The 24755-nt window shown below is 72.3% G+C and carries 21 protein-coding genes; 8 read left to right on the forward strand and 13 right to left on the reverse strand.

Features of this window, described 5'->3' with window-relative positions; translation table 11 throughout:
• The gene (locus AB0H78_RS07945) at positions 1 to 912 is read right to left on the reverse strand and encodes a sugar ABC transporter permease (RefSeq protein WP_363233446.1); all 912 of its coding nucleotides are present in this window, start codon (positions 910 to 912) and stop codon (positions 1 to 3) included.
• A 148-nt stretch (positions 913 to 1060) separates the two neighbouring features.
• Between AB0H78_RS07945 and AB0H78_RS07950 the strand changes: the two genes are divergently transcribed.
• A complete protein-coding gene (locus AB0H78_RS07950) occupies positions 1061 to 1915 on the forward strand; it encodes an aminoglycoside phosphotransferase family protein (protein ID WP_363233393.1) in 855 nt (284 codons plus the stop codon).
• A gap of 16 nt (positions 1916 to 1931) precedes the next feature.
• Here the strand turns inward: AB0H78_RS07950 and AB0H78_RS07955 are convergent, their stop codons facing one another.
• The 3 genes from AB0H78_RS07955 to AB0H78_RS07965 all read right to left on the reverse strand — a co-directional run bounded on the left by AB0H78_RS07955 (position 1932) and on the right by AB0H78_RS07965 (position 4663).
• Complete coding sequence (locus tag AB0H78_RS07955) at positions 1932 to 2636, reverse strand: 3'-5' exonuclease (RefSeq protein ID WP_363233394.1); 705 nt, start codon at positions 2634 to 2636, stop codon at positions 1932 to 1934.
• A gap of 88 nt (positions 2637 to 2724) precedes the next feature.
• Positions 2725 to 3381, reverse strand: coding sequence for an SAM-dependent methyltransferase (locus AB0H78_RS07960; RefSeq protein WP_363233395.1), 657 nt, complete (start codon positions 3379 to 3381; stop codon positions 2725 to 2727).
• A gap of 43 nt (positions 3382 to 3424) precedes the next feature.
• Complete coding sequence (locus AB0H78_RS07965) at positions 3425 to 4663, reverse strand: SAV2148 family HEPN domain-containing protein (RefSeq protein WP_363233447.1); 1239 nt, start codon at positions 4661 to 4663, stop codon at positions 3425 to 3427.
• Positions 4664 to 4859: 196 nt separating this feature from the next.
• Here AB0H78_RS07965 and glgX point away from each other — a divergent pair, with 196 nt between their 5' ends.
• Positions 4860 to 6983, forward strand: coding sequence for a glycogen debranching protein GlgX (glgX, locus tag AB0H78_RS07970; protein ID WP_363233396.1), 2124 nt, complete (start codon positions 4860 to 4862; stop codon positions 6981 to 6983).
• Here the strand turns inward: glgX and AB0H78_RS07975 are convergent.
• Positions 6937 to 8160 carry an MFS transporter gene (locus AB0H78_RS07975; RefSeq protein ID WP_363233397.1) on the reverse strand — a complete coding sequence of 408 codons (1224 nt, stop codon included), beginning with the start codon at positions 8158 to 8160 and terminating at the stop codon, positions 6937 to 6939. The two genes, glgX and AB0H78_RS07975, sit on opposite strands and share 47 nt — an antisense overlap.
• A gap of 81 nt (positions 8161 to 8241) precedes the next feature.
• On the opposite strand from AB0H78_RS07975, the gene treY reads away from it, so the two are divergent.
• Complete coding sequence (gene treY, locus AB0H78_RS07980; protein WP_363233398.1) at positions 8242 to 10590, forward strand: malto-oligosyltrehalose synthase; 2349 nt, start codon at positions 8242 to 8244, stop codon at positions 10588 to 10590.
• Here the strand turns inward: treY and AB0H78_RS07985 are convergent.
• Positions 10550 to 11410, reverse strand: a complete 861-nt coding sequence (locus AB0H78_RS07985; protein ID WP_363233399.1) for a cytochrome P450 — start codon at positions 11408 to 11410, stop codon at positions 10550 to 10552. The genes treY and AB0H78_RS07985 overlap by 41 nt on opposite strands.
• A 48-nt stretch (positions 11411 to 11458) precedes the next feature.
• Entirely contained in the window at positions 11459 to 12373 is a 915-nt protein-coding gene (locus AB0H78_RS07990) for a LysR family transcriptional regulator (protein WP_363233448.1), read from the reverse strand.
• A gap of 115 nt (positions 12374 to 12488) precedes the next feature.
• Between AB0H78_RS07990 and lpdA the strand changes: the two genes are divergently transcribed.
• The gene (lpdA, locus tag AB0H78_RS07995) at positions 12489 to 13922 is read left to right on the forward strand and encodes a dihydrolipoyl dehydrogenase (protein ID WP_363233400.1); all 1434 of its coding nucleotides are present in this window, start codon (positions 12489 to 12491) and stop codon (positions 13920 to 13922) included.
• Here the strand turns inward: lpdA and AB0H78_RS08000 are convergent.
• Positions 13888 to 15198, reverse strand: coding sequence for a M14 family zinc carboxypeptidase (locus AB0H78_RS08000; protein ID WP_363233401.1), 1311 nt, complete (start codon positions 15196 to 15198; stop codon positions 13888 to 13890). The two genes, lpdA and AB0H78_RS08000, sit on opposite strands and share 35 nt — an antisense overlap.
• Before the next feature lie 118 nt (positions 15199 to 15316).
• Entirely contained in the window at positions 15317 to 16819 is a 1503-nt protein-coding gene (locus AB0H78_RS08005) for a glycoside hydrolase family 3 N-terminal domain-containing protein (RefSeq protein WP_363233402.1), read from the reverse strand.
• Between the two features lie 289 nt (positions 16820 to 17108).
• On the opposite strand from AB0H78_RS08005, the gene AB0H78_RS08010 reads away from it, so the two are divergent.
• Positions 17109 to 18269 (forward strand): anhydro-N-acetylmuramic acid kinase, encoded by a 1161-nt coding sequence (locus AB0H78_RS08010; RefSeq protein ID WP_363233449.1) that lies wholly within the window; start codon positions 17109 to 17111, stop codon positions 18267 to 18269.
• A 3-nt stretch (positions 18270 to 18272) separates the two neighbouring features.
• On the opposite strand, the gene AB0H78_RS08015 is transcribed toward AB0H78_RS08010, so the two are convergent.
• Together AB0H78_RS08015 and AB0H78_RS08020 are read right to left on the reverse strand one after the other, a co-directional pair.
• On the reverse strand, positions 18273 to 18686 hold the full coding sequence (locus AB0H78_RS08015) for an SSI family serine proteinase inhibitor (protein ID WP_363233403.1): 414 nt from the start codon (positions 18684 to 18686) through the stop codon (positions 18273 to 18275).
• A gap of 126 nt (positions 18687 to 18812) precedes the next feature.
• Positions 18813 to 19361 (reverse strand): DUF1707 and FHA domain-containing protein, encoded by a 549-nt coding sequence (locus AB0H78_RS08020; protein WP_363233404.1) that lies wholly within the window; start codon positions 19359 to 19361, stop codon positions 18813 to 18815.
• A gap of 118 nt (positions 19362 to 19479) precedes the next feature.
• Between AB0H78_RS08020 and AB0H78_RS08025 the strand changes: the two genes are divergently transcribed.
• Together AB0H78_RS08025 and treZ are read left to right on the forward strand one after the other, a co-directional pair.
• Positions 19480 to 20430 carry a GNAT family N-acetyltransferase gene (locus AB0H78_RS08025; protein ID WP_363233405.1) on the forward strand — a complete coding sequence of 317 codons (951 nt, stop codon included), beginning with the start codon at positions 19480 to 19482 and terminating at the stop codon, positions 20428 to 20430.
• 100 nt (positions 20431 to 20530) lie between these two features.
• Positions 20531 to 22276 (forward strand): malto-oligosyltrehalose trehalohydrolase, encoded by a 1746-nt coding sequence (treZ, locus tag AB0H78_RS08030; RefSeq protein ID WP_363233406.1) that lies wholly within the window; start codon positions 20531 to 20533, stop codon positions 22274 to 22276.
• 26 nt (positions 22277 to 22302) lie between these two features.
• On the opposite strand, the gene AB0H78_RS08035 is transcribed toward treZ, so the two are convergent.
• Positions 22303 to 23427: an aminopeptidase P family protein gene (locus AB0H78_RS08035; RefSeq protein ID WP_363233407.1), complete on the reverse strand. Its 1125-nt coding sequence runs from the start codon at positions 23425 to 23427 to the stop codon at positions 22303 to 22305.
• A gap of 65 nt (positions 23428 to 23492) precedes the next feature.
• Here AB0H78_RS08035 and AB0H78_RS08040 point away from each other — a divergent pair, with 65 nt between their 5' ends.
• Entirely contained in the window at positions 23493 to 24137 is a 645-nt protein-coding gene (locus AB0H78_RS08040) for an NAD(P)-dependent oxidoreductase (RefSeq protein ID WP_363233408.1), read from the forward strand.
• Here the strand turns inward: AB0H78_RS08040 and AB0H78_RS08045 are convergent.
• Positions 24131 to 24730, reverse strand: a complete 600-nt coding sequence (locus AB0H78_RS08045; RefSeq protein ID WP_363233409.1) for a nucleoside/nucleotide kinase family protein — start codon at positions 24728 to 24730, stop codon at positions 24131 to 24133. The genes AB0H78_RS08040 and AB0H78_RS08045 overlap by 7 nt on opposite strands.
• Positions 24731 to 24755 lie beyond the last annotated feature (25 nt).

The following is a 24755-nucleotide window of genomic DNA, read 5'->3' on the forward strand; positions in this document are numbered from 1 at the left end:
TCACTTGTCCTCGCCTCCCCTGAGACGGCCGACGAGGAACACGGCGAGGAACACGGAGATCACGGCGACCATCACGCAGCCCATGGCGGCGGCGTATCCGAACTGGCCGTAGCGGAAGGCCTCTTCGTAGGCGAAGAGCATCGGGAGGCGGGTGCGGCCGCCGGGGCCTCCGTTGGTGAGGACGTACACCAGGGCGAAGGAGTTGAAGTTCCAGATGAAGTTGAGCGCGGTGATGGAGAGCGCGATGGGTTTGAGCGCGGGCCAGGTGACGGTACGGAACCGCCGCCAGGCGCCGGCCCCGTCGATCGCCGCTGCCTCATGGAGCTCGTCCGGGGTGTTCTGCAGTCCGGCCAGGAGGGCCACGGTGGTCTGCGGCATCCCGGCCCAGACGCCGACGAGGATCACGGCGGGCAGGGCGGTGGCCAGGCCCGAGAGCCAGTCACGTCCGTCGCCGAGGCCCAGATCGCGGATGGTCTCGTTCAGGATCCCCGCGTCGGGGTTGTAGACGAGCCGCCACATGATGCCGACGACGACCTCGGGCATGGCCCACGGAATGATCGCGAGCGCCCGCGCCAGCCACCGGAAACGCAGATTCTGATTCAGCAGCAGGGCAAGGCCCAGCGCCAGGACGAACTGCGGGACGGTCACCCCGACCGCCCACAGCAGGCCGATCCTGAAGGAGTCCCAGAAGAGGCTGTCGTGCAGCAGGTCCTGGAAGTTGAGCAGCCCGACCCACCGGGTGGACTGGGTGCGCCCCGACTGGGAGTCGGTGAACGCGAGGGCGATCCCGTACAGCAGGGGGCCGACGCTCAGCACCAGGATGGGAATGAGCGCGGGCAGCACCAGGAACCAGGCCCCGCGATCGGGCTGTCTCCCTGGGCGCGTACCGGACCGCGCCGTTGCGGTCGCCAATGTCACCTTTTCGTCTCCTTCGGGCGGCTCGTCAGCATCTGGCCGCCCCGGCGGCCCCCGTCATCGTGCTGACGGTCCGTCGGTTCGTCAAGGCAACCTGCACAGATGCGAAACTTGGGCCGCCGACACGATCAACAGGAGACAGCAGATGGACGAGTCAAGGGCACGGGACGTACTGGCGCAGGCGGGCCTGGAGCGGGACGCGGAGCTGCTGGCCCTCGGCGAGAACGCGGTCTTCGCGATCGGCGACCTGGTGGTCAAGGTGGGCCGCGACGCGGAGCTGCTGCCCCGGGCGGAACGCGAACTGGCCATCGCTGCCTGGCTGGCCGAGGCGGGCGTGCCCGCGGTCCGCGCGGCCGAGCCGAAGCCCCTCCTCGCCGGCGGCCACCCCGTCACCGTCTGGCACCGCCTCCCCGAAGCGGACCGCCCGGCCGGCCCCGCGGATCTTGCCGCCCTGTTGCGGCTGATCCACGCGCTGCCCGCCCCCGCCTCCTTCGCTCTTCCCCGCCGCGAACTGCTCGGCGGTGTGGAGCGCTGGCTGCGTCTGGCGGGCGACGCGGTCGATCCGGCGGACGCGGCGTATCTGCGCGCGCGCAGGGACGGTTTCACCGAGGCCGCGGCGGCTCTCGTACCCCACCTCCCGCAGGGCCCGATCCACGGCGACGCACTCCCCCGCAACGTCCACATCGCCCCGTCAGGACCGGTCCTGGTCGACCTGGAGACCTTCTCCTCGGACTTCCGCGAGCACGACCTGGTGGTGATGGCGCTCTCCCGCGACCGCTACGGCCTTGCGCCCGAGTCCTACGCCGCCTTCACCGAGGCCTACGGCTGGGACGTGACCGAATGGGACGGCTGCGCGGTCCTGCGCGGCGCCCGCGAGACGGCGAGCTGTGCCTGGGTCGCGCAGCACGCCCCGACCAACCCCAAGGCGCTCGCGGAGTTCCGCCGCAGGGTCGCCTCCCTCCGGGACAACGCCCCGGAGGTCCGCTGGCACCCGTTCTGAGCCGGAGGGAGAACCCCTAGCGGGGGACCGAACTCGCCTCGCGCAGCGGCCAGTGGGCCGGGATCACCGCGTCCGCGTTCCCCTTGCGCCGTAGGAACGCCTGGAAGTCGGTGGCCCAGTCCGCATACCACCCCACCTGCTGCCGGTGGAGCTCCGCGAGGTCCGTCTCGCCCACCTGGCGGTGGCGCTCCGCTATGGCGACGGCCACCCGCACCGCGGCCAGCGCATCGGCCCCCGCCTCGTGCGCCCCGTCCAGTACGACGCCGTATTCGGCGCAGCTCGCCTCCAGGGTCCGCTTGCCCCTGCGGTACTTGTCGACGGCCCGGTCGATCGTGAGCGGGTCGAGCACGGGCTGCGCACCGGTGAGCGGCGCGAGGCCGTGCCGTCGCAGTTCGGCGTCGAGCAGCGTCAGGTCGAATGCGGCGTTGTACGCGACGACGGGTACGCCCTGCGCCCAGTACTCCCCCAGCACCCCGGCGATCTCCGCGGCGACCTCGCGGACCGGACGCCCCTCGGCGACGGCCCGCTCGGTGGTGACCCCGTGGATCTCCGCGGCCTCCTCGGGAATGGGCACACCCGGGTCGGCGAGCCACTCCAGGCGCCGGACCAGCTTGCCGTCCGCCACCTCGACCACCGCGGCCGTCACGATCCGCGACTCACTCGGCTCGGTCCCGGTCGTCTCCAGATCAAACCCGACCAGCGTCTTACGGTGCCAGCTCATCGCGGCCCTCCTTCATGGTGCGTCCCCAGTTGACAACCACCTTCGCACGCACCACTGACAACGCCCTCACGCGGGGGATCCGACAAGATCACGGACCGGCCGTCCCCGCCCGCAGGACGTCGTACCCGACGAACGTGAACATGCGCGAGCCCGGATCGAGCGGCAGTGGCGTACCCGTGAAGCGGTGCACGCCGACCCCGAAGCCCGCGTCGGCGTCCGAGATCCACTCGCGCGCGAAGCCGCGGGACTCCAGCCGCTCGCAGACCAGCGGGAACTGGTCGGGGGTGTCGCGGCCCCGCGTCCAGACGAGCGTGGCCCCCTGCGCGCAGAACTGGGCCGCGTGGTCGACGGTGCGCTCGATGTCCGCGACGGAGATGTTGCCGAAGACCCCGCAGACGAGCACCAGATCGGCGGGGACCATGCCCGCGTACCGGTCCGTCAACGAGGCGTCCCCTGCGACGACTTCGACCCCGTGGAGGCCCGCGGCCCTGGCGGCCTCCGCGGCCGCGGCCACGTTCTGCGGGTCGAGCTCGACCAGGCGTGCGGTGACGTCCTCGCGTCGCGGATGGACCGCAAGCACGGGAAGCAGGTCGCGCCCCTGGCCCGCACAGAGACTGATCGCACGCAGCGGGCCCGCAGGGGCGGCGTCCAGCGCCAGCCGGATCCGGTGGCGTACCGCCTCCAATCTGCGGTGGAGACGGGAGTCGGGTCGGTCGTAGTCGTCGTGCCAGCGCTGCCAGTCCATGCGCCCGGACCCTATGCGCGCCGGCGGAACCCGGGCGACCGGTTTACGAAACAGGCCGCGAGTCCGTCCAGACCGACTCGAACTCCTCGCGGTACGTGGTAAAGAGCCCCTGCTCGGACTCGGTGTCGGCCCCCGCCTTCACCACACCCCTGCCACCGCCCCGCAGCACCAGGACCGGCGCCTCCATGCCACGCGTCCTGCGCAGATACGTCTGGACCACCGCGAGCCCGTCCGAGCCGTCCCCGTCGACCAGATACGCGGTGAAGCGCGGGGTCTCGTCGAAGACGTGGATCTGGAAGGCGCCGGGGTCGCGGAGGCGGGAGCGCACCCGTCGCATGTGGAGGATGTTCATCTCCACGGAGCGGCTCAGTTCGCCCTTCTTCAGGCCCAGTTCACGCTCTCGGCGCTTGACCGCGCTGCTCGCCGGGTTGAGGAAGAGCAGCCGCACCCGGCAGCCGGACTCCGCGAGGCGGACGAGGCGTCTGCCGGAGAAGTTCTGCACCAGCAGGTTCAGCCCTATGCCGATCGCGTCCACCCTGCGGGCCCCGCCGAAGAGGTCCTCGGCGGGCAGCTGCCGCTGGAGGCGCACCCGGTCGGGGTGGACCCCGATGACGTCGGCGTACCGGTCGCCGACCAGGTCCTCGACCGCGTCGATCGGCAGCCGGTCCACGGAGGGCGCACCCGAGCCCGAGCCGAGTATGTCGAGCAGCCGGGAGGAGGCGCGCTCCGCCTGCGCCAGGACCGCTTCGGACAGCGCGCGGTTGCGGGAGACGACGTTACGGGTGACCTCGAGCTCGTCCAGGGCCAGTTCGACGTCGCGCCGGTCGTCGAAGTACGGCTCGAAGCACGGCCAGTGCGCCACCATCAGTTCGCGCAGCTGGGGCAGGGTGAGGAAGGAGAGGACGTTGTCGTCGGCGGGGTCGAGCAGATAGCCCTTGCGGCGGGAGACCTCGCGGACCGCGACGGCGCGCTGGACCCACTCCTGTCCCGCGGGCCCGGCGGCCGCGATCACCCAGTCGTCGCCGTGCACGGGTTCGTAGATGGGACGGAGCACGGCGGCCACGACGGAGCGCAGCCGCTGTTCCACCAGATTCAGCCAGATGTAGGCGCGCCCGGCCCGTTGAGCGCGCGTACGCACCTCGCTCCAGGCGTCCGCGCTCCAGTCCAGCTCCACCCCGATCTCCATCGGCCGCGCGAGGGAGACCGCTCCGGGCGGACCGTCCGCCGAGCCCCCCTCGTGACCTGGGTCACCTGGGGGTAGCTCAAGCCCACCCGAGCCCACCCGCATACCGCCTCTCACTCCCCCTGCAACGATCAAGGAAGGGTACTCCGCGACCGGGACGCGGTGCAGCCGGATGCACAGGGTCCTTTCTCAACTTCCGTACAACGCACGCGGGTTCCCAGCACAAGATCGCCCGGAGTGAGCTGATTCATAGCAGTTGCGTTTCAGATGGCCGATTGTGGAAGAGTCTTGTGTCATGCAGGTCTGGCCGGGACAGACGTATCCGCTCGGGGCCACGTACGACGGCGCCGGGACCAACTTCGCGGTCTATTCGGAGGCCGCCGACCGGGTCGAGTTGTGCTTGCTGCACGACGACGGCTCAGAGACGGCGGTCGAGCTGCGCGAGACCGACGCCTTCGTACGCCATGCCTATCTGCCCGGGATCATGCCCGGGCAGCGGTACGGCTTCCGGGTGCACGGACCGTACGACCCTGACCAGGGGCAGCGGTGCAACTCCGCGAAACTGCTCCTGGACCCGTACGCCAAGGCCGTCAGCGGTGAGATCGAGTGGGGCGAAGCGGTGTACAGCTACCACTTCGGCAAACCGGACTCGCGCAACGACCTGGACTCCGCGCCGCACACGATGGCCTCGGTGGTGGTGAACCCCTACTTCGACTGGGGCGACGACCGCCCGCCGCGCACCCCGTACCACGAGACCGTCTTCTACGAGGCGCACGTCAAGGGCCTCACCATGCTCCACCCCGGTCTCCCCGAGGAGATGCGCGGGACGTACGCGGCGCTCGCCCACCCAGCGATCATCGAGCACCTCACCGAGCTCGGGGTCACCGCCATCGAGCTGATGCCGGTGCACCAGTTCGTCAACGACCACCGGCTGGCCGATGCCGGGCTCTCCAACTACTGGGGCTACAACACCATCGGCTTCTTCGCCCCGCACAACACCTATGCCTCCTGGGGCGACCGGGGCGAGCAGGTCCTGGAGTTCAAGCAGGCGGTGAAGGCCCTGCACGAGGCCGGCATCGAGGTCATCCTCGACGTCGTCTACAACCACACGGCCGAGGGCAATCACCTGGGCCCCACCCTCTCCTTCCGCGGCCTGGACAACGCCCAGTACTACCGCCTGATGGAGGACGACCCGCGCCACTACATGGATACGACGGGCACCGGCAACTCCCTGCTGATGCGCTCCCCGCACGTACTCCAGATGATCATGGATTCGCTGCGCTACTGGGTCACCGAGATGCATGTCGACGGCTTCCGCTTCGACCTCGCGGCGACCCTGGCCCGCCAGTTCCACGAGGTGGACCGGCTCTCGTCCTTCTTCGACCTGGTGCAGCAGGACCCGGTGGTCAGCCAGGTCAAGCTGATCGCCGAGCCGTGGGACGTCGGCGAGGGCGGCTATCAGGTGGGGAACTTCCCGCCGCTGTGGACGGAGTGGAACGGCAAGTACCGCGACACCGTAAGGGACATGTGGCGCGGCGAGCCGCAGACCCTCGCCGAGTTCGCGGGCCGCCTCACGGGCTCATCCGACCTCTACCAGGACGACGGGCGCCGGCCGCTCGCCTCGATCAACTTCTTCACCTGCCACGACGGCTTCACGCTGCACGACCTGGTCGCGTACAACCACAAGCGCAACGACGCGAACGGCGAGAACAACCAGGACGGCGAGAGCCACAACCGCTCCTGGAACTGCGGCGCGGAAGGGGAGACCACCGATCCGGCCGTCCTGGAGCTGCGCGCCCGGCAGATGCGGAACTTCATGGCGACGCTGATGCTGTCGCAGGGCGTCCCGATGCTCTCGCACGGGGACGAGTTCGCCCGCACCCAGCGCGGCAACAACAACGGCTACTGCCAGGACAGCGACCTGTCCTGGGTCAACTGGCCGGACAACAAAGGCGCTTCGGACACCACCCTGCTCGATTTCACCCGCGCGATGGTCGCCCTGCGCCGCGACCATCCCGTCTTCCGCCGCCGCCGTTTCTTCCACGGCCGCCCCGTGGAGGGCACGCACGACGACCTCTCGGACATCGCCTGGTTCACGCCCGAGGGCGAGGAGATGGCCCACCGCGACTGGCAGTCCTCCAGCGCCAAGGCCCTGACCGTCTTCCTCAACGGCAATGCGATCTCCGAGCCGGGCACACGCGGCGAGCGGATCACCGACGACTCCTTCCTGCTGATGTTCAACGCGAGCGCGGAGGACATCGGCTTCGCCGTCCCCGCCGACCACGGCAGACAGTGGCAGGTCGTCGTCGACACCGCCCGTCAGGACGGAGTGCCACCGGGGACGGGCCCCAAGGTGGTGGCGGGCGAACGGCTCACGCTGATCGGACGGAGTCTGACGGTGCTGCAACGGCCCGCGTAGGAAGGCCGGTTCGCATACGGGCAAGGAGGCTGCACAGGACCGCCGCCACGACCGCCACCGCGAACCCGGCCGTCGGACCGTGGTCCTGGGACAGCCTTCCCGCGAGGGCGAGTGCCAGGGCCTGGCCCGCGACGATGCAGCTGGCCAGGACCGCCATGGACTCGGCGAGCCGGGCGGGCTCCACCAGCCGCTCGGTCATCCCGAACAGGGTGATCATGTGCGGCGCGTAGGCGACGCCGAGGAGGGTGACGACCGCGTACAGCGCGAGGAGCGAGTCGACGAAGAGCAGCGGGACCGAGAGCGCGACCAGGGCGAGCGTGGCGGCGCGCCACCGTGCGGGGAGGGTGATGCGCTGCGGGACCGCGGCCATCGACAGGCCGGCGACCGCGCTCATCACGCCCATGGCGGCGTAGACCAGGCCTGCCTGTTCGGGCCGGCCGAGGCGCTCGGTGAGGGCGGTGATGCCGGCCTGGGACGCGCCGAACATGGCGCCCTGGAGGCCCATGGTGAGGCGCAGGACGTGCACGGGTGCGGGCTGCCGTGACCGCCGTACCGCCACCGCATCGCCCTTACGTCTGGGGGGCGCGACCCGCGCCGCGGTCGGATGCAGGGCGAAGGCCGAGCCGCAGACGGCGAGCAGCGCGGACGCGCCGAGCAGTGCCACCGCGGGGTGGGCGAACGCCGCCGCGAGGCCGACCAGTGCCGGACCGAGCACGAACGACACCTCGTCCAGGGTCCCTTCGAAGGAGAGCACGGCCCCCACCGTGCGCTCGTCGGCGCCCGCTCCGCGTGCCAGCGCGACGGTCCGCGTCCTGGCCAGCGGCCCGATCTGAGGCACGGTGGCGCCCGCGAGCACGGCGAGCAGCGCGAGAGCCGGGGTGGGGAGGTGGGCGAGTGCCGCCAGGACGAGGGCGGTGACGGCCACGGCGTTGGCGAGCGCCGCCGCCAGGACCACGCCCCGCTGGCCCCGCCGGTCGGTGGCGCGCCCCAGCAGCGGGCCACCCACCATCTGGCCCGCTGCCAGCGCACCGCCCACCAGTCCGGCCGTCGCGAGACTCCCGCTCGTCTCGGCGACCAGGAGCAGGCTGCCGAGCTGGCACATCGCGGTCGGCAGCCTGCCGAGGAAGGAGACGACGGGCAGGACGGGGCCCGTGAGGGCCAGGACACTGCGGTACATCGGGCGAAAGTAACCCGCCCCGCGAAGAAGTACGCATGGTCAAAAAGCACAGAAGGCGGTGAACCGGGTACGTACGAAGCCATGACGCCCACCGCCACCTACCGGCTCCAGCTGCAGCCGGAGTTCCCCTTCCCGGCCGCCGAGAAGGCCGTGCCGTACCTGGCCGCACTCGGTGTCTCCCACCTCCATCTCTCGCCGGTCCTGGAGTCCGTCCCCGGCTCCACGCACGGCTACGACGTCGTCGACCCCACCCGCGTACGCGAGGAGCTGGGCGGCGAGGACGGCCTGCGCGCACTCGCCCGCACCGCCCGCGCGCACGGCCTGCGCCTGGTCCTGGACATCGTCCCGAACCACATGGCCGCGTCCCCCCGCTTCAACAGGCCCCTGTGGGAGGTCCTGCGCGAGGGCCCGTCCTCCCCCTTCGCCCGCTGGTTCGACATCGACTGGGACGGCGGCGACGGGCGGATACTGCTGCCGGTGCTCGGCCACCGACTGGGCGTCGAATGGGAGCAGTTGCGCGTCGAGAAAGACCAACTCCACTACTACGACCACACGTTCCCGTTGCGCGAGGGCACCCAGGGGCTGCCGATGCCCGAGCTGCTCGACGCCCAGTTCTACCGCCTGGCCTGGTGGCGGCTGGCCCGGACCGACCTCAACTACCGGCGTTTCTTCACCATTTCGGATCTCATCGGCATACGGGTGGAGGACCCCGAGGTCTTCCACGCCACCCACGCCAAGATCCTCGAGCTGTTACGGGACGGGGTCGCCGACGGCCTGCGCATCGACCACCCCGACGGCCTCGCGGACCCGGGAACGTATCTGCGCCGCCTCAGCGAGGCCACCGGCAGCCGCTGGACCGTCGTGGAGAAGATCCTCACGGGCGACGAGCCGCTCGCCGCGGACTGGGCGGTCGCGGGGACGACCGGCTACGACGCGCTGCACCGGATCGACGGAGTGTTCACCGACCCGCAGGGCGCCGATGAACTGTCCGTCGCCTACCGGGATTTCACCGGCCTCTCGGGCGACCGGGGCGGCTACTGGGAGGCCACGGTGCGCAGGGCCGCGTACAAGGTGCTCACCCATGAGCTGGCCGCGGAGACCGAGTTCCTGGTCCGTACGGCGGCACGCATCTGCGCTGCCGACCCCGCACTGCGCGACCACGCCCCGCGGGCGCTGCGCATCGCTCTGCGCGAGCTGCTGGTACGGGTCCCGGTCTACCGCCCGTACGTCACCCCGGGCGGCCACCCCGACCGGACGAGCCCCGCGCTCCCCCCGGAGGCGCTCCACAAGGCCGCGGCGTCCTACGCGGTGCCCGAGGAGGCCGAGGCCCTGTCCGTGGTGCGCGACCTGGCGCTCGGCACGCTCGGCGAGGGCCCCGACCACACCGCGTTCTGTGCGCGCTTCGCCCAGACCGCCTCCGCGCTGCGCGCCAAGTCCGTCGAGGACACCGCCTTCTACCGCTACGCACCGCTCCTGTCGGCCGCCGAGGTGGGCGGCGATCCCGGGGTCCCCGCTGTCTCCCCCGAGGCGTTCCACACCTTCTGCGCGCGCATCGCACGCGACTGGCCCGGCACCGGGACCGTACTGACGACGCACGACACCAAACGCAGTGCGGATGTACGGGCGAGAATCGCGGTCCTCACCCAATGTCCGTCTCAGTGGGGCGAGTTGCTCCAGCGGCTGAGCGCGGTCCGGGCACCCGATCCGCAGGTGGCGTGGACGGCCTGGCAGACCGCGTTCGGCTTCGGCCTGCCCGACCGGGGGCGGCTGGGGCCCGCGCTGCTCAAATCCGTACGCGAGGCCGGACTGCACACCAGCTGGACCGAGCAGGACCCGGTGTACGAGGAGGCGGTGGAGGCCTTCGTGGCGGCGGGACCGTGCGGGCCGCAGCACACCGTGCTGGCGGAGTTCTCGCGCCGGCTGGACCCGCATGCACGGGCCAACGCGCTCGGCGCGGCCCTGGTGCAGCTCACGATGCCGGGGGTGCCCGACCTCTACCAGGGCTCCGAGGGCACCTACATCGCGCTGGTCGACCCGGACAACCGCGCCCCCTTCCACCCCACCGACCCCTCGGACGAGAAGGTGGCGCTGACGACGGCCGCCCTGCAGCTGCGCCGCCGGCTCCCTGACGCTTTCGGGGAGTCGGGCACCTACGTCCCGCTCGCGGCGAACGGCCCCGCAGCCGCGCACTGCCTCGCCTTCTGCCGCTCCGGCGAAGCGGTCACCGTGGTCACCCGGCTGTCCCTCCGGCTGGCGGAGGCGGGCGGCTGGCGGGACACGGAGCTGCCGCTTCCCGAGGGGGCGTGGACCGAACTGCTGTCCCCGGGGAGGGAGTTCACCGGTCGCGTCCTGCTGGGCGAGCTGTTCGCCGATCGCCCGGTGGCGCTGCTCACCCGGGTTGTACGAGCAGACTCCGAGGGGAGCGGGTGAGCAGCCCGGTCTCGGCCGGGCGGAAGCCGTCGGCATAGCGCAGCCCCGGCATGGCGTCGAGGAGGGCCCGTACGCCGTACTGCGCCAGGAGTGCGGCGGGGCAGCCGGCGGCGGGCTGCCCGGTGTCGGACCGGTGGAGGTCGAAGCGGTCGGGGTTCGCGAACCGGTCCGGGTCCCGCCCGGCCGCCCCGACGAGGCAGGCGACGGTGGCCCCGGCGGGGACGGTCCCGCCGGCCAGCGGCACGTCCTGCACCGCCGTGCGCAGCAGGACATGGACGGGCGGGTTGCGGCGCAGCGTCTCCGCCCAGGCGCGGGGGATCAGCCCGGGTGCGGCGCGCAGGGAGGCCAGCTGGGCGGGGTGGTCGAGGAGATTGCCGAGCAGGGAGGCCAGCGCCCGCTCCGTCGTCGCGACCCGCAGCCGGGCGTACGCCCCGTACGGCAGCCGCGAGGCGGTGGCGAGCACCCCGGCGGGCAGCCAGCGGCAGAACTCGGCCACCAGATCGGCCTGCCCGCGCCCCGCCAGCCTTCGGGCCAGCACATAGGCGGTCCGCTCGGCGATCTCCCGCTGCCCGCCCGGCGACGAGGCGCCGGCGCACCGCAGGTCGCCGGGCTCGCAGCAGCGGGTGGAGCGGGGGCGCACGAGCCTCGGGTCGGTGAGCGCGGCGGCCACGTCCGCGTACCGGCTCACCACCCAGGCCCCGAGACGCAGGTCGTGGACGAGCGGATAGCGCTCGCGCAGGACGCGATAGGCGGGGTACGGGTCCCGGTCGAGACCGCCGTCGAAGAGCCCCGGCGGGCCTGTGGTCCGGTCCGTGACCATGCTGGTCCCTCCCGGGCCCGGGGCGCCGGACGACGGCGCACTCACCCTCTAGGCGACCACCGGTCGCGCCCGCACGCAGTCGTCGTGCGTCCGTACGGGTGACGGCTGGGAGTCGCGCAGCATCTCCGCGAAGGCCGCGGCCGCGCCCGTCAGCTCCACCCGGGAGAAGACGGCGAGCGCCCGCCGCCAGCCGGGATCCAGGGGCAGCGCCACGCAGTCCTCGCCGATCGCGCCCCGTACGACGTGCAGCGGCGCGCAGACGATGCCGACTCCGGCGGCGGCCATGCGGACCGCCGTCGAGGTGTGCTCGGTGCGGACCGCCGTACGCGGCTGGAAGCCGGCCTTGGCGCAGGCCCGGTCCAGGAGGGGCTGCCCGTGGACGAGCGGCTCCATCGCACACCGGACCCAGGTGTGGTCGGAGAGCTCCTCGAGACGGACCGACGTGCGGCCCGCGAGGCGGTCGTCGAAGGGGACCACGATCACGATCTCCTCGTCGCCGACCGGGACGAGCGGACCCTCCCAGTGGGCGGGGGCCGGGCCGAGCGCGAGATCGGCCGTGCCGCGCTCGATCTGCTCCTCCAGGGCCTCGGTCGTGCCGTACTCGTGCAGGACGAGACCGACGCCCGGGTGCTCGCGCCGCCAGCGGGCGAAGAACTCGGGGAGGACACCGACGGCGAGCGCGTGGACCGTGGCGATGTGCAGCTCGCCGCCCTCGGCCCCGGCGGCCGCGCGGGCCGCGCGCCGGGCCTGGGCGGCGCTGCGGACGGCGCGCTCGGCGTGCGGGAGGTAGGCACGGCCCATCGCGGTGAGCCGCACTCCGCGCGGCAGCCGCTCCAGGAGCTCACCGCCCACCGAGCGCTCGAGTGCCTTGATCTGGTGGGAGAGCGCGGGCTGGGTGACGTGCAGGGCCTCGGCGGCGCGGGTGAAGGACGATTCCTCCACGACCGCGACAAAATATTCCATCTGCCGCAGACTGCTCATGCTCCGGCTCCCCCGACTCCCCGATAAACACTGTGCATCGCACCCACAGAAACATTGCCTTGGACGCATGGCAAGCACCGGGCGGAGGGTGGGAGCCATGACAACGAGCGCAGCAGCAGGCACGGCAACTCCCCAGGACACGGACGTGATCGTCATCGGTGGCGGCACCGGCGGCTACTCCACCGCACTGCGCGCCGCCGCTCTCGGACTGCGGGTCGTGCTCGCCGAGCGCGACAAGGTGGGCGGCACCTGCCTGCACCGCGGCTGCATCCCGAGCAAGGCGATGCTGCACGCCGCCGAACTCGTCGACGGCATCGCGGAGGCACGCGAGCGCTGGGGTGTGAAGGCGACACTCGACTCGGTGGACTGGCCCGCACTGGTCGCCACCCGCGACGACATCGTCGCGCGCAACCACAAGGGAGTGGAGAGCCACCTCCACCACGCGGGGGTCCAAGTGGTCAGGGGCAGCGCCCGGTTGACGGACACCCGTACCGTACGCATCGAGGGTGCGGGCTCCTTCACCGCCCGCCGCGGCATCGTCCTGGCCACCGGATCCCGCCCTCGTACGCTGCCGGGCCTCGACCCCGACGGCCGCCGCGTCGTCACCAGCGACGACGCCCTCTTCGCGCCCGGGGTGCCCGACTCGGTCCTGGTCCTGGGCGGTGGTGCGATCGGCGTCGAGTACGCCTCCTTCCACCGGTCGATGGGCGCCGAGGTCACCCTGGTCGAGGCCGCTGACCGGCTCGTACCGCTCGAAGACACCGATGTCTCCCGCCACTTGACCCGCGGGCTGAAGAAGCGCGGCATCGACGTGCAGACCGGCGCCCGGCTGGAATCCGCGGAGCTGCTCCCCGACGGGATCCGTGCCACGGTGCGCACTTCACGCGGCGAGGTGCGCACCATCGAGGCCGACCGCCTCCTGGTCGCCGTGGGCCGCACCCCCGTCACCGACGGGCTCGACCTGGCCGCGGCCGGGCTCGCCACCGACGAGCGCGGCTTCGTCGCGCCCGCCGACTGGTCGCGGCTCGAGACCTCCGTGCCCGGCATCCACGTGGTCGGCGACCTGCTGCCGCCGCCCTCGCTGGGCCTGGCCCACGCCTCGTTCGCCGAGGGCCTGTTGGTCGCCGAGACCCTGGCCCAAGTGGCGTCGCCGCCGGTCGACTACGCGGCCGTTCCCCGGGTCACCTACTCGTCGCCGCAGACCGCGTCGGTCGGCCTGACCGAGGCCGAGGCCCGCGCCAGGGACCATGACGTGGTGGTCGACTCGATGCCGCTGACCGCCGTCGCCAAGGGCATGGTGCACGGCCAGGGCGGTGTGGTGAAGGTCGTCGCGGAGCGCGGCGGGCGGGTGCTCGGGGTGCATCTCGTCGGCCCGAACGTCTCGGAGATGATCGCCGAGAGCCAGCTGATCGTCGGCTGGGACGCCGAACCCGCCGATGTGGCCCGCCACATCCACGCCCACCCGACGCTCTCCGAGGCGGTCGGCGAGACCTTCCTCAGCCTGGCGGGCAGGGGGCTGCACCAGCGGTGAAGGGCCGCAGCGGCGCCAGCGCCTCGAAGGCGGCGAGGACCATCCTCGACTGGAACTCCACCTGGTCCCGCACCGGGATCCAGCGGGCGCCGTGCCGCCGCTCGTACTCGGCGCACCCGTCCGCGACCGCCGCGCCCAGCGCGTCCCGTACGGCCTGGTGGCGCCCCGCGGGACCCGCGGCCAACGCCCGCAGCAGCAGCCCCGCCGGCCGCAGCGTCAGCCGCCGCGCGGAGATCCGCAGCGCCATCACATGCGCCCGGGTGAGGGTCGGCAGCCGGCTCGGCTCGCTCAGCGCGGCATCGGGGTGCCAGGCGTCGGCGAGCGCGGGCGAGACCATGAGGTACTCCTCGGCGGGGACGAGGAACTGCCGGGCGCGGGGCTCCAGTTCGTGCCGTACGCGATCGAGCAGCGCCTCCAGGCGGAGCGTCCGCTCACGCAGTCCGTCGCTGATGGCCAGGAGTTCGGGGCGGGGATCGGGGTGCGGTGTCGCGTCGGCGACGCTGTCGATGCCCCACATCGGCGCTTCGACGACGGCGGTGACCGTGCCGTAGGGCTGCGGATGGAACCAGGTGGACTCCACCGCGGCCTCGGTGATGGCCGCGAACTGGTCGCCCTGCTTGGGCGGGGGTATCTCGAAGACCCCGGGTCCCAGCGTGGGCATGTACAAGGTGTCGTACGGCCCGACTTCCAGCGGCACATTCAGCGTGCGGGCCGCCTGGGCGACCCGCACGGCCAGCCCGTCGAGCGGCCGGGTCACCTCCACGAACCCGCCGCCGACCTCGACACCGTGCAGGGAGCACTGGAGGTAGGGCTTCAGCTCGTCCTGCACGGCGAGCAGGGCGAGGGTCTCGGGGAGCCTGGCCGCACCGCTCTCGTCGGGGAGCCACTCGGGCTGTGCGGCGAAGGCCGGACGGTAGAACTGCCGGTAGTAGTGGTCCAGTTCGTACGGGCCCGACTGCCAGCCCTCGTTGAGGCGGGCGGCGTCCGGATCCAGGCAGAGCAGAAAGTTCCAGGTGGTGTCCGCCCCCTCGCAGAGCCGGGGGTCGGCGGCGGCCCGCCGGGCCAGGCTCAACACGCTCCCGCCGCCCGCGGGTTCGTTGGAGTGCGGCCCGGCGACGATCAGCACATTGCGGCTGCCGCGCCCCACGGACAGCAGCCACAGCGGCTCTCCGGAGCGCGACGTTCCCACGCGGCGGAGCCGGGACTCCTGGGGGTGTTGTTCCGTGAGGTCAACAGCACCGGCGACCACTTCGTCCACGCGCGGAAATCGGTCCACCAGGCGATGATCACGGCGGCCGCCCGGGGCGTCAACACCCTCTCGGCACCGGCGGAGGGAGCGCGGAAGCGCAACAGGGCGGGCGTCGCACTCCGTGTCACCGCGCGCACACCTCGGCTCAGGGCGCGAGCCGCCTCCCGGCGAGCACCTCCGCGGCGGCCTGCCCGCAGACGCGGGCGGCGCCGTGCGTCTCGATCCGGGCGCCCCCGCTCACGCCGGAATCCGGGTGCGGTACGCCGAGTTCCACGGTGATCGCGTCGGGGCGCCCGGCGAGAAGCGCGTCGAGCCACTCGCGTACGGCAGGCCTGCGGTGGGCATCCCGTACGGCCAGGACCAGCGGCCCGCCTGCCGCGTCGGCGAGCAGCTCCCGGGCGCGGTCGGGGTCGTACGGGGCGAGAGCGGGCAGCGTGGCACGCCGGGTGCCCGGCATGAGGGCGGCGAGCGCCGCACCCAGCCCCCAGGGCACCCCGTCGCCCTGGACGACGGTGCCGGGGACGCCGAACTCGACTACCAGGGCGGGGACTTGGAGCGGAAGCACGCCGGGTCCTGTACCGGTGATACGTACCGCACGGCGGGCGGCGTCGAGGCCGAGCGCCCGGTCGGGCACCGGCGCGGGGACGCTCACGGCCAGCGCACGCTGCCAGGCGGCGAAGGCGGTGGCGCGTGCGGCCGCTTCAGCGAGGCGGGCCTCGGGGAGTTCACCGCGTACGACCGCCTCCGCGACGGCGGTACGGAGTTGCGCGTACTCGGCGTCCTCGGAGCGGTCGCCGAGGCAGACGAGGTCGACGCCCGCGGCGAGCGCGCGCACGGCGGCGCCCGCGAGTCCGTAGCGGGCCATGACGGCCTGCATCTCGACGGCGTCGCTGACGATCAGCCCGTCGAAGCCGAGCTCCTCGCGCAGCAGTCCGGTGATGATGCGGGGGCTGACGGTGGCCGGGTGCTCCGTGTCGTACGCCGGGATGAGCAGGTGGGCGGTCATCACCGCGCGGGCGCCCGCGGCGAGGGCGGCGCGGAACGGCGGCAGGGCCAGCTCGGCGATGCGCTCGGCGTCCATGGCGACGGTGGGCAGGGCGAGGTGGGAGTCGGTGTCGGTGTCTCCGTGGCCGGGGAAATGCTTGGCGCAGGCGGCGACCCCGGCGTCGTGCATGCCGCGGATCCAGGCGGCGGTGTGCCGGGCGGCCAGCGCCGGGTCGGCGCCGAAGGAGCGGACGCCGATGACCGGGTTGTCGGGGTTGGAGTTGACGTCCGCGTCGGGCGCGTAGTCGAGCCCGATGCCCACGGCGCGCAGCTCGCCGCCGATGGAGTGGGCGACGGCGGCGGTGAGTTCGGGGTCGTCGATCGTGCCGAGGGCGAAATTGCCCGGGTAGGAGGACCCTGTCGCGGCCTCCAGCCGGGTGATGTCGCCGCCCTCCTCGTCGACGGCGATCAGGACATCGGGGTTCTCGACGCGCAGGGTGTCCGTGAGCGCGAGGGTCTGCTCGCGGTCACGGATGTTGCCCCCGAAGAGCAGCACCGAGCCGAGCCCCCCGGCGAGCCTGCGGCGGATCCAGTCGGGGGCGGTGGTGCCCTTGAATCCGGGCTGCAGCACCTGGTCGGCGAGGGCGAGGAGTTCGGGCGGCATGACGGGTCCTCTCGGGCGGGGCGGATCACGGTTCGCGCTGGTCGGCGAGGTACGGGCGGAGCAGAACGCTACCGCCACCCCGGACGGCGCCCGGAGCCCGCGCCCGGATGATCCGGGCTCTTCAGGACGAACCGGAGCGGCGGTTGACGCCACGACGGGGAGAGCGGTTACATCGAGCCACTCACCTGCCTCCTGGGGCCTCCCGGGGCTCTCCTCCGACGCGACTCAGGGAGCGGTCATGACCGAGACCAGCGATCCGTCCGGCCCGTTGCCCAGCCCGTTGCCCGGCATGCGGATTCTCGGACTCAGCTCGGGCACCTCGCACGATGCCATCGACGCGGCGGTCGTCGAACTCGCCCTCGACGGCAGCGTCCTGCACGGCCGGCTCGTCCACATGTCCCAGCACCCTTATCCGGCCACCCTGCGGGCCGAGATCCTCGACGCGCTGCCGCCCGGGGAGGTGTCGCTGGCCGCGGTGTGCCGTCTGGACACGTTGATCGGGCAGTCGTTCGCCGACGCGGCCGCCTCCGTGGTGGCCGCGTCAGGGCCGGTGGATCTGGTGTGCTCGCACGGCCAGACCCTCTACCACTGGGTGGAAGAGGGTGCGGTGCGCGGCACCCTGCAACTGGGCCAGCCCGCCTGGATCGCCGAGCGCCTGGGCGTCCCCGTGGTCTCGGACGTACGGACGGCGGACGTGGCGGCGGGCGGTCAGGGTGCGCCCCTGGTCTCACTGCTCGACACCCTGCTCCTGGCCGGACTGCCGGGCCCTGCGGTCGCGCTGAATCTCGGTGGAATCGCCAATGTGACCGTGGTCGGGGCCGGTTCGGGGGCGCCGTACGCCTTCGACACCGGTCCTGCCAATGCGCTGATGGACGCGGCCGCGCTGGCGGCGACCGGTGTCCCGTACGACAAGGACGGTCGGCTCGCGGCCGCGGGCCGGGTCGACGGGGAGCTGCTGGCCGAGCTGCTGCGTGAGCCGTACTACGGGCGCAAGCCCCCCAAGACCACGGGCAAGGAGCTCTTCCACGCGGGCTATCTGGCAGCTCACTTCGCCGACCACCCGTCCCTCCCGGCCGAGGACCGGCTCGCCACACTCGCCGAACTGACCGCCCGCACGGTTGCCGACGCGGTACGGGACTGCGGTCCGCGGACCCTGGTGGTGTCCGGCGGGGGTGCGGAGAACCCGGTGCTGATCCGGCGGATCGGGGCTCTGCTGCCGGGAGTCGAGGTGGTGCGCTCGGATGCGCTGGGGCTGCCGTCGGCCGCGAAGGAGGCGGTTGCGTTCGCGGTGCTCGGCTGGTTCACCACACACGGCCTGCCCGGCACGCTGCCCAGCTGCACCGGGGCCCTGGGCGGTCGCGTACTGGGCAGGATCACTCCCGGGGGCGGGCCGCTGCGGCTGCCGGAGCCTCTGGCCGAGGCCCCCACAGCCGCCCGGTTCGGGCGCTGAGGCTCAGCGCAGGGCGAAGACCGACCGCGTCGCGTTCTTCATCACGCACGGGTTGGAGAAGGTCATCGCGTACACCTTGCGGTGGCCCTTCCACACGCCGTACGCCATCGCCGTGACCGGCTGGTAGATCATCGGGCACATGATGCCCGTCCTGGGCTTCATCCGCGTGATGTCCCCGCCGACCGCGGCGAGCTCCTTGCAGGCCTGCTTGCCCTGCGGGTGCCCGCCGCGGCCCTGCGGACAGCGCACCAGTGTGCCGTTGACATCGCCCATGGCCTCCTCGCCCTGGACGACCGCGACGTACATCCAGTTGCCGGGGTACGTCACGGCCTGCTCGGCCTGCGCGACGCCGCTGCCGGACAGCAGCAGTGCGCCCGCCGCGAGGATTCCGCCGCACACGGTCCTGAACCTGGTCATCCGCTTCACCGTTCTCTGCACTCGGGGGCGCGCAAGTGATCACTTGCGACGCTGCATCCATCGACACAGCGGACCCCGGGGCGCACCCCGGTCACTCGAACGAGTTCAGGAGTTCCGTGGAACAGATCAGCGCGTGGCCAGCCGGAAGTTCATCCGCCCGAAGCTCACCGAGTCACCGTCGTTGACGACGATCGCCCCGGTGACGCGGCGCCCGTTGACCGTGGTCCCGTTGGTCGACCCGAGGTCGCGCAGCACCCACATCCCCGCCTGCACGCTCAGCTCCGCATGGATCCGCGAGACCGTCTCGTGGCTGAGGCGCAGCCCGTTGGCCGGATCGCGGCCGATCCGCAGCGGGTACGGCCCCGGCTCGGGCAGGAGCAGCTTCGGGAACCGCTCGGCCTGCCAGGTCCTGCGCAGCCGTACGGTGAAGGCGGACACCCGGCCGACCGCCCCGAACACCCGCTGCGACCAGCGGCTCTCGGTCTCCAGGTCCGCCGTGAGCGCCACGAGCTCCTCGGACCTGCGCGCGGCCAGCGCCAGCTCCATGCGGCGTATGAAGGTGTCGTGCGAGAGCCTGCCCTGGGCCGCGCCCTCCTTGAGCACACCGAGGACACGGTCGCGCTCGGCATCGGTCAGCCGTGCGGGATACGTGTGGAACTCGAAGGAGGACGTCACAGAGCAGATTGTCAGGCCGACCGGGGCAAGGTGTCCAGAAGAACCCGGATATCCCGTACCCCCTGACCAGCACCGACTGTTACGGTCCTCCCTGCATCCCACAAAACCTGGAGTTGATTTGCCGCCGATATCGGTGACGTACCGCCCCCTGACCGGCCCCGAAGAGCTCGACCTCTTCGGTCGGCTCTCTTACGTGCTCGACCACGAACTGGCTGACGACTTCGCCAACGGCTGCCGCCGTCCTGAGTGGACCTGGGTGGCCCTGGACGGCGACCGGCTGCTGGGCCGGCTCTCCTGGTGGACGACACCGGGCGGCGACACCCCGCTCCAGTTCGACTTCTTCGACCTGGACGACGAGCTGCCCGCGGCCGAGCGCCACGAGATCGGCCTGCGCCTGTTCGAGACGGCGAGGGCGGCGGTGTTCCTCGCGGGGGCCAAGCTCCCCGAATACGGCCGTTTCGTCCCGCCGGACTGGCGCGAGGACCCGGCGGCCCGCGAGGTCGTCGAGGCCCGCACCCGGATCCTGGAGAGCACCGGCGCCCGGCTCCTCGTCGAGCGGCTGCGCCTGGGGTGGACACCCGAGTCGGCGGTCCCCGCGCCCGCGAGCCGGCTCGTCTTCCGCCCGGTGAAGGACCGCGAGGACCTGATCGCCCTGATGACCCCGGTCATGGAGGGCACGCTCGACGCCCACGGCCAGGCGGACCTGGCGTCCGGGCTGAACGCCCGCGAGGCGGCGGAGCAGCATTACGAGGAGGAGTTCGCGGGGTTCAAGAGCCCGCAGGAGTGGTGGCGTATCGCCGAACTCCCGGACGGCGGAGGCCCGGTGGGCTTCGTGATCCCGGCCCGCAACACCTACAACCCCATCATCGCGTACATCGGCGTGCTGCCCGCGCACCGCGGCAACGGCTACATCGACGACATCCTCGCCGAGGGCACCCGCATCCTGGCGGCGGAGGGCGTCGACCGCATCCGCGCGGCCACCGACCTCGCCAACGTCCCCATGGCGAAGGCCTTCGAGCGGGCGGGTTACGTCAACTTCGAGCGGGCCCTGAATCTGGTCTGGGACTGATCACTCCCCGGACCTCAATGGCCGGTTATGTGCAACCTCTGGACCTTGATCGCCTCTTCCACCGAGCATGGTGGCCCTGTCCCCGGGGGAGGAACCAGAGATGCTGTTCGAGATATGGGCACCAGAGACGGAACGGGTCACGCTGCACGTGGCGGACCGTACGGAACCGATGGAGCGGGACCCCGCACGTCCCGGCTGGTGGCAGGCGCAGTCCGAGGCCGCCGACGGCACGCGGTACGGATTCGCGCTCGGTGACATCCCCCGCGTGCTGCCGGACCCGCGCTCGCGCCGCCAGCCGGAGGGACCCGACGGGCTCAGCGCCGTCGTCGACCACTCCGCCCACGCCTGGCAGCAGGACTGGCCGGGGCGTCCGCTGCCGGGGGCGGTCCTCTACGAGCTGCACATCGGCACGTACACGGACGAGGGCACCTTCGAAGCGGCGGCCCAACGCCTGGACCACCTGCGCGACTTGGGCATCACGCACATCGAGCTGATGCCCGTCTGCCCCTTCCCCGGCCGGAACGGCTGGGGCTACGAGGGTGTCTCCCTGTGGGCGGTCCACGAGCCGTACGGCGGCCCCGAGGGCCTGAAGCGCTTCGTCGACGCGGCCCACGCGCACGGCCTCGGCGTCGTCCTGGACGTGGTCCACAACCACCTGGGCCCCTCCGGCAACTACCTCCCCCTCTTCGGCCCGTACTTCACCGACACCCATCACACCCCCTGGGGCTCCGCGGTCAATCTGGACGCCCCGGGCTCGGACGAGGTCCGCGCCTTCCTGCGCGGGAGCGCACTGTCCTGGCTGCGCGACTACCGCCTGGACGGGCTGCGCCTGGACGCGGTGCACGCCCTCGCCGACACCCGGGCGCTGACCTTCCTGGAGGAGCTCTCCACGGCCGTCGACGCCCTCGCCGCCGAACTGCGCCGCCCGCTCTTCCTGATCGCCGAGTCCGACCTGGGCGACCCGCGCACCACAACACCCCGTGATGCGGGCGGACTCGGTCTGCACGCCCAGTGGAACGACGACTTCCATCACGCCCTGCACACCGCGCTCACCGGCGAATCCCAGGGCTACTACGAGGACTTCGCCCGCGCACCCCTGGCCGCCCTCGCCAAGACCCTCACCCACGCCTTCTTCCACGACGGTACGTACTCGACGTTCCGCGCCCGCCACCACGGCCGCCCCGTCCCCCGCACCACCACCCCCGCCCACCGCTTCCTCGGCTACGCCCAGACCCACGACCAGGTCGGCAACCGCGCCACCGGCGACCGTCTCTCCGCGACGCTCTCCCCCGGCCTGCTCGCCTGCGCGGCGGCCCTGGTCCTGACGGGGCCCCTCACTCCGATGCTGTTCATGGGCGAGGAGTGGGGTGCGCGCACCCCCTGGCAGTTCTTCACCGACCACACCGACCCGGAGCTCGCCGAGGCCGTACGGCGGGGCAGGCGAAGGGAGTTCGCGGCACACGGCTGGGCGGAGGAGGACATCCCCGACCCGCAAGCCCCTGCCACCCGCGACCGCTCCTGCCTGGACTGGGCCGAGCTCGCCGAGCCCCCGCACGCCCGCCTGCTCGCATGGCACCGCGACCTGCTGGCCCTGCGCCGTACCCAACCGGACCTGTGCGACCCGGACCTGGCGTCGGTCAAGGTGGCGTACGACGAGGAGGCCCGCTGGCTGGTGTTCCGCCGGGGCGATCTGCGCACAGCGGTGAACCTCTCCAAGGAGGCGGCCGCGATCCCCTTGGGCGGCGGCCCGGGCCGGGTGCTCGCCGCCTGGGATGCGGCCGAACACCCGGGCAAGGACGGCCTGTTGCACCTCGGCCCGGAGTCGTGCGTGCTGCTCGGTCCGTAAGCCCGTAAGCCCGTAGGAAGAAGCCGCTACTCGACGATCGCCAGCTCGCGCGACGTGCTGTTCAGCCGCCGCCCGCCGTCCTCGGTGACCGTCACGATGTCCTCGATGCGTACGCCGAACCGGCCCGGGAGATAGATCCCGGGCTCCACGGAGAAGCACATCCCGGGCACCAGCGGCTGCTCCTCGCCCTCGATCATGTACGGCGGCTCGTGCGTCGTCACGCCGATCCCGTGGCCGGTGCGGTGGATGAACTGCTCCCCGTACCCGGCCTCGGTGATGATCGCGCGCGCCACCCGGTCGATCTCCTGGCAGGCGATCCCGGGCCGCACGGCCTCACAGCCCGCCCGCTGCGCCTGCCGTACGACGTCGTGCACGCGCTGTTCGGCGACGCTGGGCTCGCCGACATGGACCGTACGGGACGTGTCGGATCCATATCCGTGCTTGAGCCCGCCGAAGTCGAGCACCACCGTGTCACCGCCCTGGATCACCCGCTCCCCGGCCTCATGGTGCGGATTGGCTCCGTTGGGCCCCGAGCCGACGACCGTGAAGTCGACCTGCGAGTGCCCGAACTGCCGCAGCAGGTCAGCGAGATCACCCGCCACGTCGGTCTCCCTGCGCCCCTCGAAGCGCACCTTGAGGATCTGCTCGTACGTCGCATCGGCGGCGGCCCCCGCCGCCGCGAGGCGCGTCAGCTCGTGCGCGTCCTTGACCGCGCGCAGCATGGGCAGGCTCTCGGTCAGCGAGACATAGGAGGTGCCGGGCAACTCCTTCTGCAGCCCGAGCAGATGCATCGCCCACGCGTTGTCGCTGATGCCGAAGCGCCCGTCCGCGCCGAGGAGCGGCGCGGTGACGGCGTACGGGTCCTTGCCGTCGGTCCAGTCGCGCAGCGTGAGCGCGGGCGCGCCCACCGCCTGCTCGGCGTCGGGCGCCTCCAGGGTCGGCACGACGAGAACCGGGTCCTGTCCGGGGGCCAGGACGAGCAGGGTGAGCCGTTCGGTGGTGTGCGGCGCGTATCCGGTGAGGTACACCAGGTCGGGGCCGGGCGCGACAAGCACTCCGGCGAGCCCGGCGTCGGCCGCGCTGCGGGCGGCGCGGTCCATCCGGGCGCGGTAGTCGTCAGCGGTGAAAGGGGTGGGTTCGGCGGCGTCCATGGCCACAATCCTGCCGGGCTGCGGCCCCGGATGCGACCGCGCAGCAGCCGGGGGACGATTCGTCCATGAAGATCCTTCTTTTCGGCGCCACCGGAATGGTGGGCAGCCGCATCACGGCGGAGGCCGTGCGCCGCGGACACACCGTCACGGCCGCCACCCGCTCCGGCCGGTCGCCCGAGGGCACGACCGAGGGGCTGACCCTGGTCACCGCGGACGCATCGGACCCGGCGAGGGTCGCCGAACTGGCCGAGGGACACGACGTGGTGGCCTCCGCGCTCGCCCCGCCGCGCGACGGTTCCGCACCCTCCGGACCTTTCGTCGCGGCCAACAAGGCGCTGATCGAGGGTGTACGGGCCTCCGGTGTCCCCCGCCTGATCGTCGTCGGGGGCGCGGGCAGCCTCGAAGTCGCCCCGGGCGTACAGCTGGTGACGACGCCGGGCTTCCCGGACGCGGTGAAACCGGAGGCGCTGGCGCACGGCGACGTCCTCGACCTCTACCGCACGGTGGACGACCTGGACTGGACGTACATCTCGCCGGCCGCCCTGATCCAGCCGGGCGACCGTACGGGCTCCTACCGCCTGGGCGGTGACCAGCTCCTCGCCGACGCCGAGGGCAACAGCCACATCTCGGCGGAGGACTACGCGGTCGCCTTCGTCGACGAGCTGGAGATGCCCACGCACCCCAAGTCCCGTATCTGCGTGGCCTACTGACCCGGTACGACCAGATCGGCGCGCGCCCGTCCCGCCTCGACGAGCCGGGCGTTGGCCTCGTCGGAGGTACGCACCCACCGCTCGGCCTCCGCGGGCTCCTTTCCGTACCGCACATGACGCGCGACGAGTCTGCGGACCCGTTCCGCCGAGCCGATCTCCAGGAACCACACCTCGTCCAGGAGCGAGCGGGCCCGCTCCCAGTGCAGCAGGTAGTTCCCCTCGGTGATCACCAGCGGCACACCGGCCGGCACCGCGATGCTCCCCGCGACGGGCTCCTCCAGGCGCCGGTCGAAGGCGGGCGCGTAGACCAGGTCGCCGGCGGTGCGCAGCCGCGCGAGGAGCGCCGCGTACCCGCCCGCGTCGAAGGTGTCAGGCGCCCCCTTCCGGCCGGCCCGCCCGAGCCGCTCCAGCTCGGCCTGCGCCAGATGGAACCCGTCCATGGGCACGAGCACCGCGAGCTCCCCGAGCGCGTCGACGAGCCCCGCGGCCAGCGTGGACTTGCCCGCGCCCGGCGCCCCGGCGATGCCCAGGATCCGGCGTTGTCCGGTGGCTGCGAGCGTGCGGGCGCGCTCCAGAAGATCAGCAGGAATCACGTCGGCCACCCTCCCACGCCGGGCC

Source organism: Streptomyces sp. NPDC050738, assembly GCF_040654175.1.
Lineage (GTDB): Bacteria > Actinomycetota > Actinomycetes > Streptomycetales > Streptomycetaceae > Streptomyces.

What these genes read in the sequence shown, in the direction of transcription:
- AB0H78_RS07950 (WP_363233393.1), top strand. Translation starts at nt 1,061, where the DNA reads ATGGACGAGTCAAGGGCACGGGACGTACTGGCGCAGGCGGGCCTGGAG.
- AB0H78_RS07955 (WP_363233394.1), bottom strand. Translation starts at nt 2,636, where the DNA reads ATGAGCTGGCACCGTAAGACGCTGGTCGGGTTTGATCTGGAGACGACC.
- AB0H78_RS07960 (WP_363233395.1), bottom strand. Translation starts at nt 3,381, where the DNA reads ATGGACTGGCAGCGCTGGCACGACGACTACGACCGACCCGACTCCCGT.
- glgX (WP_363233396.1), top strand. Translation starts at nt 4,860, where the DNA reads ATGCAGGTCTGGCCGGGACAGACGTATCCGCTCGGGGCCACGTACGAC.
- AB0H78_RS07975 (WP_363233397.1), bottom strand. Translation starts at nt 8,160, where the DNA reads ATGTACCGCAGTGTCCTGGCCCTCACGGGCCCCGTCCTGCCCGTCGTC.
- treY (WP_363233398.1), top strand. Translation starts at nt 8,242, where the DNA reads ATGACGCCCACCGCCACCTACCGGCTCCAGCTGCAGCCGGAGTTCCCC.
- AB0H78_RS07985 (WP_363233399.1), bottom strand. Translation starts at nt 11,410, where the DNA reads ATGGTCACGGACCGGACCACAGGCCCGCCGGGGCTCTTCGACGGCGGT.
- AB0H78_RS07990 (WP_363233448.1), bottom strand. Translation starts at nt 12,373, where the DNA reads ATGGAATATTTTGTCGCGGTCGTGGAGGAATCGTCCTTCACCCGCGCC.
- lpdA (WP_363233400.1), top strand. Translation starts at nt 12,489, where the DNA reads ATGACAACGAGCGCAGCAGCAGGCACGGCAACTCCCCAGGACACGGAC.
- AB0H78_RS08005 (WP_363233402.1), bottom strand. Translation starts at nt 16,819, where the DNA reads ATGCCGCCCGAACTCCTCGCCCTCGCCGACCAGGTGCTGCAGCCCGGA.
- AB0H78_RS08010 (WP_363233449.1), top strand. Translation starts at nt 17,109, where the DNA reads ATGCGGATTCTCGGACTCAGCTCGGGCACCTCGCACGATGCCATCGAC.
- AB0H78_RS08015 (WP_363233403.1), bottom strand. Translation starts at nt 18,686, where the DNA reads ATGACCAGGTTCAGGACCGTGTGCGGCGGAATCCTCGCGGCGGGCGCA.
- treZ (WP_363233406.1), top strand. Translation starts at nt 20,531, where the DNA reads ATGCTGTTCGAGATATGGGCACCAGAGACGGAACGGGTCACGCTGCAC.
- AB0H78_RS08035 (WP_363233407.1), bottom strand. Translation starts at nt 23,427, where the DNA reads ATGGACGCCGCCGAACCCACCCCTTTCACCGCTGACGACTACCGCGCC.
- AB0H78_RS08040 (WP_363233408.1), top strand. Translation starts at nt 23,493, where the DNA reads ATGAAGATCCTTCTTTTCGGCGCCACCGGAATGGTGGGCAGCCGCATC.